Raw genomic sequence first — 12,117 nt, 5'->3', positions numbered from 1 at the left:
GCGGGTACTCAGGGCAGACGGGCCAGCACGGGACGCAGCGCGACGGCGACGTCCGGCGCGGTCACCGGGCCGCCGCGGGCCGCTTTCCGGCCGGCCAGCCCGTGCAGGTACGCCGCCGCGGCGGCGGCCCGCTCGGCCGGCAACCCGGCCGCGAGCAACGAACCGAGAAGTCCGGCCAGCACGTCGCCAGTGCCACCGGTGGCCAGCGCGGGGGTGCCGGTCGGATTGACGTACGCCCGCCCGTCCGGCGTGCCGACCACCGTGCGATCCCCCTTGAGCAGCACCACCGCGTTCATCCAGGCGGCCAGTCGAAGCGTGGCGGCGACCCGGTCGGCGCCCGGCTCCTCCCCGCAGAGCCGGGTGAACTCCCGATCGTGCGGGGTGACCACGATCGGCGCGTCCCGCTGGCGCAGCTGGTCGGCGAGGGAGCCGTCGACCAGCAGGGTCAGCGCGTCGGCGTCCAGCACCACCGGCACCGGGGTGGCGAGCACGGTCCGCAGCTCGGTGGCCGCCCGCTCGTCGGTGCCCAGCCCCGAACCACACACCCAGGCCTGCACCCGGCCGGCGTCGGACACCCGGCCCGTGGCGATCACCGAGGGGTGCTCGCGGACCACCTCGTCCCGGGCACCGCCGGCGTAACGGACCAGGCCGGTCGGACCGGCGAGCGCACCGCCGACGGAGAGCACCGCCGCACCCGGGTACGTCGCGGAGCCGGTGGCCACCCCGACCACCCCACGGGAGTACTTCTCCGAGGTGGGGCCGAGCCCCGGGTACCAGTCGGCCACGTCCGACCACTCCACGACGTGCAGCGCGGGGCTGCCCCGCAGCCACGGCGCCAGCCCGATGTCGACCAGTTCCACCTCGCCGGCCAACGCGGCGGCCGGGCCGACCGCCAGGGCCGGCTTCAACGCGCCGAAGGCCACCGTCACGTCGGCGCGCACCGCGTTCGGACGGCCGGACGGCGTCAACGGCACCGCCCCGGTGTCCACCGCGACACCGCTGGGCACGTCCACCGCCACGACCGTCGCCCGCTCACCGTCACGTCCCCGGTGCCGCAGCAGACTCGCCGCCAACTGCTCCGCGGTCTCCCGCAGGCCACCACGACCGCCGATGCCGACGATCCCGTCGAGCACCACGTCGACCACGGCCGGCGGTCGCGCCACCACCCGTCCCCCGGCGGCACGCAGCGCGGCCAGCCCTTCGGCGTGCACCCGATCCGGGGTGAGCAGCAATGCCGACACGGCGGCACCGCGCCGGGCGAGCCGAGCGCCGGCGTACAGGGCGTCGCCGCCGTTGTCGCCCGAGCCGACGAGCAGCAACACCGGTGCGGCGTACACCCCGCCCCGCTCGGTGAGCAGCAGCGCGCAGCGGCGGGCCAGCCCGGCGGCGGCCCGTTGCATCAGGGTGCCGGGCGGCACCGTGGCCATCAGGGCGGCCTCCGCCGCGCGTACGTCCGCGACCCGCCAGACCGGTCTCATGCCACACCCCGTTTCCCGATCACCCGGCCAACCCTACCGGCGTGGGGGCCGCAAGATAGCCGTCGGCCGTGCGCCCGGCAACGCCTGTGGACGAACCGGGGGTACGCCCACCGCCGGCTGTCCACAGGGCACGGCCGCCGGCCCCACCACCGCCTAACGTCTGCGTCGTACTGACGCCAGGCGGGAGGAACGATGGCCGAGGGGAAGCTGGCCGTACGGCCGGAACTGCTGCACCGGGTCGGGCGGTCGCTTGGTGACACCGGCTACCGGCTGGCGCACGGGGTGGCCGGCGGCCCCGGTCTGGCCGCACCGGCCCGGGAGTGGTCGACGGCGCGGGCGCTCGCCGGCCTGGAGGCGGCCGTGCACGCCTGGTCCGGTCGGCTCGGTGCCCGGGTCGCGGAGACCGGCGACGGGGTACGCGCCGCCGCCGGGGCGTACGAGTCGGTGGACGCCAGGGCCGCCGCCCGGCTCTCCGCCCTGCCCCGATGAGCGCGCCGGGGCCTGTCGGTTACGCCCAGCTCTCCATGGTCGACCCGGCGGCGTGGCGGGCCACCGGATCGGCCTGGGCGAGCCTGGCGGGGGTGGCCGAGCGGCGGGCCGGTGAGCTCGCCGACGGCAGCACCGCCCTGCGCACCGGTTGGTCCGGCAGTGCCGCCGAGTCGGCCGGTGCCCGGCTGACCGGGCTGCGCGACGAGTTGGTCGCGCTGGTTCCGGCCGCGATCGAGACCGATCAGGTGCTCGCCGAGTTCGCCACGCGGTTGGTGGCCGCCCGGGCTCGGCTGACGGCGGCCGTGGCGTTGGCCGCCGCCACCGGCGTGCTGATCGACCGTCGGGGTGGCGTACGCGCCGATCCCGCCCGGGTCCCGTCCGACCGCACCGGCGCGACGGTGGCCCAGGTGGCCACGGCCCTGCGGGAGGCCCTCGACCTGGCCACCACGGCCGACGTGGAGGCCACGACACGCCTCGCGCGGCTGACCGAGGCCGCCGGTAGCGGCTGGACGGCCCGGCCCCCGTCGTACCGGCCACCGCCGAACGCCGAGCCGGGTCTGGTACGGCGCTGGTGGGCCGGGCTGACCCCGGCCGAGCGCCGCTGGTTGGTGGTGCACGAGCCGGAGCTGACCGGCCGACTCGACGGGGTGCCGGCCGATACCCGTGACCAGGCCAACCGGTTGCTACTCGCGGCCCGGCGAGCGGCACTGGTCGCCCGGTGGGAGCAGTTGCTGGCCCGGGTGCCCCGAGGTCCGCTGGAAGTGGTCGGGCTGCGCAGCGTCGAGGCCGCGCTGTCCGGGCTGGACGCGCTCGTCGCCCGGCTGGAGTCGGCCCAGCAGCCGCGGGCGTACCTGCTGGGCCTGGACGTCGGCGGCGAGGGGCGGGCGGTGGTGGCACTGGGCAACCCGGACCGGGCCACGGATGTGCTCACCTATGTGCCCGGGATGACCGCCGGGCTCGACGACGCCACCGGCGAGTTGGGTCGGGCGGCACGGGTGCTGGCCCGCGGGGCCGAGTTGGCCCCGGGTACGCAGACCTCGGCGGTGCTCTGGCTGGACTACGACGCCCCGGACTTCCTGCACGAGGCGGCCTGGGACGGGCAGGCCCGCGCGGCCGGTGAGGCGCTGCACCGGTTCCAGGAGGGTCTCCGGGCCACCCACGACGACCCGCCGGCCCGGCAGACCGTGCTCGGGCACAGCTACGGTTCGCTGGTGGTGGGCACCGCCGCTCGCGACCACGGCCTCGCCGCCGACGCGCTGGTCTTCGTCGGCTCACCCGGCGTCGGCGTGACGCAGGCGGCCGACCTGGGGTTGCCACCCGGGCAGGTGTGGGCCAGCACCGCACCGGACGACGTGATCCGGCTGACCCGCCCGCCGGACGAGTTGGCCCGGCGGGCGGTGCTCGGTGCCTCGCCGGTCGGCACCATCGCCGGCTGGCTGGCCGGGCCGAGCGACGAACTGTGGTTCGGGCGCGACCCGGCCGAGCCGGGCTTCGGGGGCCGGACGTTTCCCAGCGGCCGGTACGGCCACACCGGCTACTGGCATCCGGACAATCCGGCGTTGGACGGCATGGCGCGGGTGATGCTGGGGCGCTGAGGTCGGTACCGGCGGCCGGGTCGGTCGACCGCCGGTTGCCGCCCGGCGGCTACTCGACGGTGACGGACTTGGCGAGGTTGCGTGGCTGGTCGACGTCGTGTCCCCGGGCGGCGGCGATCTCGGCCGCGAACACCTGCAACGGCACGGTGGTCACCAGCGGCGCGAGCAGCGTCGGCGTACGCGGCACGTGGATCAGGTGATCGGCGTAGCGGACCACTGATTCGTCGCCCTCCTCGGCGATGACGATGGTGCGGGCACCCCGCGCGCGTACCTCCTGGATGTTGGAGACGACCTTGTCGTGCAGCATGCCCCGGCCCACCGGAGAGGGGACGATGCAGATCACCGGGGTGCCCTCGTCGATGAGCGAGATCGGGCCGTGCTTCAGCTCGCCCGCGGCGAAGCCCTCGGCGTGCATGTACGCCAGCTCCTTGAGCTTCAGCGCGCCCTCCAGCGCCACCGGGTAGCCGACGTGCCGGCCGATGAACAGCACCGTCGACTCGGCACGCAGCTCGCGGGCCAGCTCGCGGACCGGCTCGATCCGCCCGAGCAGCTCGCGCAGCTTGTCCGGCACCCGGTGGAGCTGCTCGACCACGGCCGCCACCTCGTCGGCGTACTTGACGCCGCGCACCTGCGCCAGGTGCAGCCCGATCAGGTAGCAGGCGATCACCTGGGTGAGGAACGCCTTGGTGGAGGCGACGGCGATCTCCGGGCCGCCGTGGGTGTAGAGCACCGCGTCGGACTCCCGGGGGATGGTGGAGCCGTTGGTGTTGCAGATGGCCAGCACCCGGGCCTTCTGCTCCTTGGCGTGCCGCAGCGCCATCAGGGTGTCCATGGTCTCGCCGGACTGTGAGATCACCACGATCAGGGTGGACCGGTCCAGCACCGGGTCGCGATAGCGGAACTCGCTGGCCAGCTCCACCTCGCAGGGGATCCGGGTCCAGTGCTCGATGGCGTACTTGGCCACCATTCCGGCGTGGTACGAGGTGCCGCAGGCGACGATGAAGATCTTGTCGACGTCACGCAGATCCTGGTCGCTGAGGCGGACCTCGTCGAGCATGATCTCGCCGGTCTCGGTCAACCGTCCGAGCAGCGTGTCGGCGACGGCCTGCGGCTGCTCCTCGATCTCCTTGAGCATGAACCAGTCGTAGCCGCCCTTCTCGGCGGCCGAGGAGTCCCAGTCGATGTGGAAGTCCTTGCCGCTGGCCGGCTGCCCCTCGAAGTCGGTGATCTCGATGCTCTCGGCGGTGATCAGCACGATCTGGTCCTGGCCGAGCTCGACCGCGTCCCGGGTGTGCTCGATGAACGCGGCGACGTCACTGGCGAGGTAGTTCTCCCCGTCGCCGCGGCCGACGACCAGGGGTGAGTTGCGGCGTGCGCCGACCACCGCGCCGGAGATCGCCGAGTCGACGGCGAGCAGCGTGAAGGCGCCCTCCAACCGCTGGCAGACCACGCGCATGGCCGCGGTCAGCAGTTGCGGCCCGTCCGGCTGGCCCGCCGCACGCAGGTCGGTCAGGGCAGCGGAGAGCAGGTGGGCGGCGCACTCGGTGTCGGTGTCGCTGGTGAAGGTGACGCCCTCGTCCTCCAGCTCGGCACGGAGCTTGGCGAAGTTCTCGATGATGCCGTTGTGGATCACCGCGACCCGCCCGTCGGGTGACAGGTGCGGGTGGGCGTTGCGGTCGGAGGGGCCGCCGTGGGTGGCCCATCGGGTGTGTCCGATGCCGGTGGTGCCGTCGCCGATGCCGATCGGGCTGGCGCCGCAGCCGGCCGGGTCCTCGGCCGCCCGCTCGGAGAGCACCTTCTCCAGGTTGGCCAGCTTGCCGGCCTTCTTCTCGGTCAACAGCGCCCCGTCGCAGACGACGGCGACGCCGGCCGAGTCGTAGCCGCGGTACTCCAGCCGCCGCAAGCCGTCGAGCACGATGCCGAGCGCCGGTCGGGCACCGGCGTAACCCACGATTCCACACATGGGTGGCAGCCTAACCAGTTTCGCTCACGATGTCTGCTCGAAAGCGGGGTAAACAAGCACCGAATTTGAGCGATCTGGCGATGACGGTGAAGGCTGCCACAAAGCACGCATCCGGTGGCGGGCCGGCCGGCAGATCGCACCCGTACCCTGACGGGCGTGATGAGCAGCGATGTCGATCCGCTGGTGGCCCGGATGCGCCCGTTCGGGACGACGATCTTCGCCGAGATGTCCGCCCTCGCGGTGCGTACCGGCGCAGTGAACCTCGGGCAGGGCTTCCCGGACACCGACGGCCCGCCCGAGATGCTCACCGCCGCGGCGGAGGCCCTGGCCGCCGGCCGCAACCAGTACCCACCCGGCCCCGGCGTCCCCGAACTACGGGCGGCCGTGGCGGCACACCAGCGCCGCTTCTGGGGGCTGGAGTACGACCCGGACGGCGAGGTGGTGGTCACCGCCGGAGCCACCGAGGCCATCGCCGCAGCCATCCTCGCCCTCTGCGAACCCGGCGACGAGGTGGTCTGCTTCGAGCCCTACTACGACTCGTACGCCGCCTCGATCGCCCTGGCCGGCGCGATCCGGCGACCGGTGACGCTCCGCCCCGACGCCGACGGGCGGTACGTCTTCGACCCGGCGGAGCTGCGGGCCGCGTTCGGTGCGCGTACCCGGCTGGTGCTGCTGAACTCGCCGCACAACCCGACCGGCAAGGTGTTCACCCCGGACGAGCTGGCCCTGGTCGCGCAGCTGTGCCAGGAGCACGACACGTACGCGGTCACCGACGAGGTGTACGAGCACCTGGCCTTCACCGACGCCGTCAGCGGGCACGTGCCGCTGGCCACGCTGCCCGGGATGCGCGAGCGCACCCTGCGGATCTCCTCGGCCGGCAAGACCTTCTCCTGCACCGGCTGGAAGGTGGGCTGGGCCAGCGGGCCGGCAGCGCTGGTGTCCGCGGTGCTGCGGGTCAAACAGTTCCTCACCTACGTCAACGCCGGGCCCCTGCAACCGGCGGTGGCGGTGGCACTCGCGCTGCCCGACGACTACTTCACCACCTTCCGGGCCGAGCTGCAGGCCCGTCGTGACCAACTGGTCCGCGGGCTGACCGCCGCCGGGTTCGAGGTGCTCAACCCGGAGGGCACCTACTTCGTCACCGCCGACATCACCGCCCTCGGCGGCACCGATGGGGTCGACTTCTGCCGCACACTGCCCGAGCGGTCCGGCGTGGTGGCGGTACCCACCCAGGTCTTCTACGACGACCCCGGGGCCGGTCGGCGGTTGATCCGGTTCGCCTTCTGCAAACGCCAGGAGGTGCTGGCCGAGGCGGTGACCCGGCTGCGCCGGCTGCCCGGGCTCCGGTGACCGACCCGGCGTCAGCTCGGGGTGTGGGCAGTCCCGGTGTCGGCCGGCGTCACGTCGACCGGTGACCGCGCGGCCCGGGCCCGTCGCCGCGCCGCCGACCAGGCCAGCACCATCGCCGCGAGGAAGAGCGCGGGTGCGAGCTGAGCGAACTCGGCTGCCGGACGGATGTCGTCGGTGACCGCGAGGAAGCGGGCACGCTCGGCCGCGTCCTGCCATTCCTCAGGGTTCAGACCGAGGTAATCGTGCGCGAGGACGAGCGCGAAGGCCGCCGGCACTGTCACCAGTAGCAGCGGCAACCGGCCCCGGGTCGACCGGCGCAGCGCGGCCCACCAGGTCAGGGCGGCGAGCGCCAGCGTGCCGACCATGGTGAGCACCGATGCGGTACCGAAGGTGGGCCACCAGACGTTGCGCCGGTCCAGTTCGTTCGCGGTCGCGCCGTACACGGTCAACCAGGGCAGAGCCAGGCCGGCGAGCAGCGCCAAGGTGCCGGCCGCAGCCACGACGATCCGGCCGGAACCCGGCCACCAACTGGTAAGCGCCACGGCGGCGAGAGCTGCCACGACGAGCACCGCGAACGTCAGACCAGGGCTTTCGTAGCCGAACCAGATGGACCCGTAGTCCCGATCCAGGACGGGCGCCACCTGGCGCACGACCTCAGCCCAGCGGGCGGCGCCCTCGTCCGGCGCCGACGAGAGGTGATAAGCGGCACCGGCCAGGATCGTCGACGTGGCCAGCAGGGCGGCACCCGCCGCGACGGCGGCGGCTCGTCCCGCGTACCCGGGCAGCACCACCGAGGCCAACGTCAGCAGCACCAGCGGCACCACCAGGAGCAGATAGGCCCATCCCCACCCGTCGATCTCCGTCACGCTGAGCCCGACTTTCGAATCCTGGTAGAGGAGCGAGCCGGCTCTGCTGCCCAGCACCTCGATGGTCACCTCGGACCACGGTGTCGCAATGGAGCCGACGACCAGCCCCACGACGACCACGATCATGAGCAGGCGACCCCAGCGGGCCCCGATCCAGCTCTGCGGTGCGCTGGGCGGAGCCTCGGCCAGCGGATGGCCGAGGGAACCAGGAGAACCTGGGTGGGACACAGTCACCCCCGTGAGATGTGGCGTCCGCCCGTGCGGCGGCCGGCGGTCATCGTCCCACGGCACGCTACACAGTAGGGGGAGGCCCGTCCGGCCACGGTGGAGCCGATCACCACCTGCGGTCCGGGTCAGGCCGGGCTGGCGGTGCGGACGTGGGCGGCGATGCGCTCGGCGATGTCGCGGGCCGTCGGCTCGGTGGCGGCCTCGACCATCACCCGGACCAGCGGCTCGGTGCCCGACGGGCGCAGGAGCACCCGGCCGGTCTCGCCCAGCTCGGCCTCGGCCCGCTCGACCTCGGCGCGTACCGCCGGTGCGGCGGCACCGACGGTGCGGTCACCGACCGGCACGTTGATCAGCACCTGGGGAAGCTTGGTGACCACGCTGGCGAGGTCCGCCAGGGAGCGACCGGTGGCCGCCATCCGGGCCATCAGGTGCAGCCCGGTGAGGACGCCGTCACCAGTGGTCGCGTACGCCGGCATCACGATGTGCCCGCTCTGTTCGCCGCCGAGGGCGAGCCCGGAGGCGCGCAGTTCCTCAAGCACGTACCGGTCGCCGACCTTGGTCTCGACCAGCCGGATGCCCGCCGCGGACATGGCCAGGCGCAGACCGAGGTTGCTCATCACGGTGGCGACCAGGGTGTCCCCGGTCAGCGTGCCGGCATCCCGCATGGCCAGCGCCAGGATCGCCATCACCTGGTCGCCGTCCACCTCGTCGCCGTCGGCGGTCACGGCCACGCACCGGTCGGCGTCACCGTCGTGCGCGATGCCGAGCTGTGCCCCGTGCTGCACCACCGCCTGGCGCAGCGCCTCGATGTGGTTGGAGCCGCACTCATCGTTGATGTTGAGCCCGTCCGGCTCGGCGTTGATCGCGATGACCTCGGCACCGGCCTCCCGGTAGACGGCCGGGGCCACCTCGGCGGCGGCGCCGTTGGCGCAGTCGACCACGACCTTGATCCCGTCGAGGCGGTGCGCCGCCGTTCCGGCGACGTGCTGCACGTAGTGGTTCGCGCCGTCGAGCAGGTCGTGCACCCGGCCCACTCCCGCGCCGACCGGGCGCTTCCAGGCGGTGGTGGCGTTGGCCTCGATCGCCGCCTCGATCCGCATCTCGATCTCGTCGGGCAGCTTGTGCCCACCGGCCGCGAACAGCTTGATGCCGTTGTCCGGCATCGGGTTGTGCGAGGCCGACAACATCACTCCGAGATCCGCCTTGGCCTCCGCGGTGAGGAACGCCACCGCCGGGGTGGGCAGCACACCCACCCGGATCACCGTCGCGCCCGCGCTGGTCAGCCCGGCCACCACGGCAGCCTCAAGCATCTCGCCGCTGGCCCGGGTGTCCCGACCAACCACGGCCAGTGGGGCGCGGCCACGGTCCGACTCGGCGAGGGTGTGGGCGGCCGCGACGGCCACCGAGAGCGCCAACTCCGGGGTGAGATCGGCGTTCGCCCGCCCGCGTACGCCGTCCGTGCCGAACAACCGGCCCATACCCACCAACCTCCGATGAACTGCCGATACAGGAAAAAAGCCTTGTCGTGAGGCGACGAAACGGCCGGCCCACCTCCCTGCCGAGGGGAGGCGGACCGGCCGTCCGTCAGAAGTACAAGGTGCGGCTGGAGGTCAGCGCTTCGAGTACTGGGGAGCCTTACGGGCCTTCTTGAGGCCGTACTTCTTGCTCTCCTTGACCCGGGCGTCCCGGGTCAAGAAGCCGGCCTTCTTCAGGGCCGGACGGTCGTCGGGCTCGCTGACGATCAGCGCCCGGGCGATGGCCAGCCGCAGCGCACCGGCCTGGCCGGTGGTGCCGCCGCCGCGCAGGTTGGCGATGACGTCGAACGCCTCGGGCTTCTCGGCGGTCACCAGCGGATCCTTGATCAGCTGCTGGTGCACCTTGCTCGGGAAGTACGCCTCCAGGTCACGCCCGTTGCAGGTGATCTTGCCGGTGCCCGGCACGATGCGCACCCGGACGATGGCCTCCTTGCGCCGACCCACGGTCTGGATCGGGCGGTCACCACGAGGCGCGCGCGCGACGGGCGCCGGCGCCTCGGTGGCCTCAGGGGCGACCTCGGTGGCGGTGATGTCGGTCATGCTGCTTCCTTCGCCCGCGCTCACTGCGCGATCTGCTTGATCTCGAACGGCACCGGCTGCTGCGCGCCGTGCGGGTGCTCGGCACCGGCGTAGACCTTCAGCTTCTTGATGAGCTGACGGCCGAGCTTGTTGTGCGGGAGCATCCCCTTCACCGCCAGCTCGATGGCCCGCTCGGGACGCTTGGCCAGCAACTCCTCGTAGCCGACCTGCTTCAGGCCACCCGGGTAACCGGAGTGCCGGTAAGCGATCTTCTGCTGGCGCTTGTTGCCGGTCAGCGCTACCTTGCCCGCGTTCACGACGACGACGAAGTCGCCCGTGTCGACGTGCGGCGCGAAAGTCGGCTTGTGCTTGCCCCGCAGCAGCGTGGCGGCGTGGGTGGCCAGGCGGCCCAGCACGACATCAGAGGCGTCGATGACGTGCCACTGACGCTCGATCTCACCCGGCTTCGGGCTGTACGTACGCACAGGTCTACCTTGTCTCGTCGTCGGTCTGGGGTAGCGCGCCGAGGTGACCAGGACATCCCAGCCGGACCAGCGCGCACGAACGACCAAGCGTACCTCAAGCGGCACGCCCACAGATGTCGTACAACAGCAGGCAACGATACCCGCAGCCCCGCCGGCCGGTCAAAACGGGGTCCGGCCGGCGGGGGCGGACGGGGGCCGACATGACGGTTGTCACACCCCGGCGCGGGCCATCCGACTGCCGGGACGCAGGTACGCCGCCCAGGTGACCACCAGCAGCACCAGGAAGAACCCCACGTAGAAGCGCAACGCCGGCTGGATGCCCCCGTAGGTCGACCGGGCCCAGGCGTAACAGATCGGCACCAGGAAACCACCGAAGGCACCGACCGCAGAGATGATGCCCAGCGCGCCCGCGGCCTGTCGGCGCATCGCCAGCATCACCTCCGGGGCACCGCCCTGCTCCTCACCCTTGATCTGGAAGATTCTGCTGATCATCCGGTAGGTCGAACCGTTGCCGACGCCGGTGGCCACGAAGAGCAGCAGGAAGGCCACGAAGAACAGGCCCAGGCTGCGTTGCTCGACCGACCAGAGCGCGCCCAGGGCACCGACCGCCATCAGCACGAAGCTGGCCACCGTGACCCGGGCCCCGCCGACGAGGTCGGACAGGCGGCCACCGAACGGCCGGCAGAGCGAGCCCACTCCCGCGCCGAGGAACGCCCAGGCCAGCGCGACGTCCGGCCGGCCGAACACCGAGTTGAGCAGGGTGGGAAAGGCCGCCGAGTAGCCGATGAACGAGCCGAAGGTGCCGATGTACAGCAGCGACATGATCCAGGTGTCGCGGTGCCGCAGCGACGACCAGACCGGCCGCACGTCGGCCTTCGCCTCGACCAGGTTGTCCATGAACAGGTACGCGCAGACGGCGGCGATCACCGCCAGCGGGATGTACATCAGACCGGCCCGGGCCAACGCGAGCCCGCCGCCCAGCACGATCACCTGGGGCACCACGAACTGCACGACGGCCACCCCGATGTTGCCGCCGGCCGCATTGAGCCCCAACGCCCATCCCTTCTCCCGCTCCGGATAGAAGAAGGAGATGTTGGCCATGCTGGAGGCGAAGTTGCCGCCGCCGAATCCTGCCGTTGCCGCGATCAGCAGCAACGACACGAAGCCGATCTCCGGGTGCTCGACCGCCCAGGCCAGTCCGGCGCAGGGCACGATCAGCAGCAGCGCGGAGATGACGGTCCAGTTGCGGCCACCGAAGACCGGCACGGCGAAGGTGTACGGCAGTCGCAGCAGGGCGCCGACTCCGCTGGGCACGGCGGTCAACCAGAGCGCCTGGCTGGTGGTGAGCTGCCAACCGGAGTCGCCGAGCCGGACGACGACGATGCTCCAGAGCAGCCACACCGAGAAGCCGATGTGCTCGGCGAAGATCGACCAGATGAGGTTGCGCCGGGCGACGCCGCGGCCGGTCCGCTGCCAGAAGGCCGGATCCTCCGGTGCCCAGTGCCCGATCCACCGACCTGGTCGGCGATCCAGGCTTTCCTCTTCGATTACCGTCGGCTGTTCGCTCGTGGTGGTCATGCCCGCAGAAGCTAGGCAGCCGCCGTTACCG

At 72.5% G+C, this 12,117-nt stretch carries 10 protein-coding genes; 3 read left to right on the top strand and 7 right to left on the bottom strand.

Annotated features, from left to right (window positions below; all coding sequences use genetic code 11):
* Nucleotides 1-8: 8 nt before the first annotated feature.
* Nucleotides 9-1,478 carry an NAD(P)H-hydrate dehydratase gene (locus ACFY2A_RS18090; protein ID WP_387172880.1) on the bottom strand — a complete coding sequence of 490 codons (1,470 nt, stop codon included), beginning with the start codon at nt 1,476-1,478 and terminating at the stop codon, nt 9-11.
* 192 nt (nt 1,479-1,670) lie between these two features.
* On the opposite strand from ACFY2A_RS18090, the gene ACFY2A_RS18085 reads away from it, so the two are divergent.
* Nucleotides 1,671-1,967 (top strand): hypothetical protein, encoded by a 297-nt coding sequence (locus ACFY2A_RS18085; RefSeq protein ID WP_387172878.1) that lies wholly within the window; start codon nt 1,671-1,673, stop codon nt 1,965-1,967.
* The gene (locus tag ACFY2A_RS18080) at nt 1,964-3,562 is read left to right on the top strand and encodes an alpha/beta hydrolase (protein WP_387172876.1); all 1,599 of its coding nucleotides are present in this window, start codon (nt 1,964-1,966) and stop codon (nt 3,560-3,562) included. The genes ACFY2A_RS18085 and ACFY2A_RS18080 overlap by 4 nt, the downstream gene beginning before the upstream one ends.
* A gap of 49 nt (nt 3,563-3,611) precedes the next feature.
* On the opposite strand, the gene glmS is transcribed toward ACFY2A_RS18080, so the two are convergent.
* Nucleotides 3,612-5,525: a glutamine--fructose-6-phosphate transaminase (isomerizing) gene (gene glmS, locus ACFY2A_RS18075; RefSeq protein ID WP_387172874.1), complete on the bottom strand. Its 1,914-nt coding sequence runs from the start codon at nt 5,523-5,525 to the stop codon at nt 3,612-3,614.
* A gap of 159 nt (nt 5,526-5,684) precedes the next feature.
* Here glmS and ACFY2A_RS18070 point away from each other — a divergent pair, with 159 nt between their 5' ends.
* Nucleotides 5,685-6,875 (top strand): pyridoxal phosphate-dependent aminotransferase, encoded by a 1,191-nt coding sequence (locus tag ACFY2A_RS18070; protein ID WP_387173078.1) that lies wholly within the window; start codon nt 5,685-5,687, stop codon nt 6,873-6,875.
* Between the two features lie 11 nt (nt 6,876-6,886).
* Here the strand turns inward: ACFY2A_RS18070 and ACFY2A_RS18065 are convergent, their stop codons facing one another.
* From ACFY2A_RS18065 to ACFY2A_RS18045, 5 genes are all read right to left on the bottom strand, one after another.
* Nucleotides 6,887-7,969, bottom strand: coding sequence for a hypothetical protein (locus tag ACFY2A_RS18065; RefSeq protein WP_387172871.1), 1,083 nt, complete (start codon nt 7,967-7,969; stop codon nt 6,887-6,889).
* Between the two features lie 125 nt (nt 7,970-8,094).
* A complete protein-coding gene (gene glmM / locus ACFY2A_RS18060) occupies nt 8,095-9,447 on the bottom strand; it encodes a phosphoglucosamine mutase (protein ID WP_363918500.1) in 1,353 nt (450 codons plus the stop codon).
* A 132-nt stretch (nt 9,448-9,579) separates the two neighbouring features.
* Nucleotides 9,580-10,044, bottom strand: a complete 465-nt coding sequence (gene rpsI, locus ACFY2A_RS18055; RefSeq protein WP_018784602.1) for a 30S ribosomal protein S9 — start codon at nt 10,042-10,044, stop codon at nt 9,580-9,582.
* 20 nt (nt 10,045-10,064) lie between these two features.
* The gene (gene rplM / locus ACFY2A_RS18050) at nt 10,065-10,508 is read right to left on the bottom strand and encodes a 50S ribosomal protein L13 (protein WP_093411456.1); all 444 of its coding nucleotides are present in this window, start codon (nt 10,506-10,508) and stop codon (nt 10,065-10,067) included.
* A gap of 210 nt (nt 10,509-10,718) precedes the next feature.
* Nucleotides 10,719-12,086: a nitrate/nitrite transporter gene (locus tag ACFY2A_RS18045; protein WP_363918497.1), complete on the bottom strand. Its 1,368-nt coding sequence runs from the start codon at nt 12,084-12,086 to the stop codon at nt 10,719-10,721.
* Between the last annotated feature and the right edge of the window lie 31 nt (nt 12,087-12,117).

Origin of the sequence: Micromonospora sp. NPDC000442, from assembly GCF_042898635.1 — a bacterium.
Classification (GTDB): domain Bacteria; phylum Actinomycetota; class Actinomycetes; order Mycobacteriales; family Micromonosporaceae; genus Micromonospora.
This window is presented reverse-complemented; position numbering and strand designations above follow the sequence as displayed.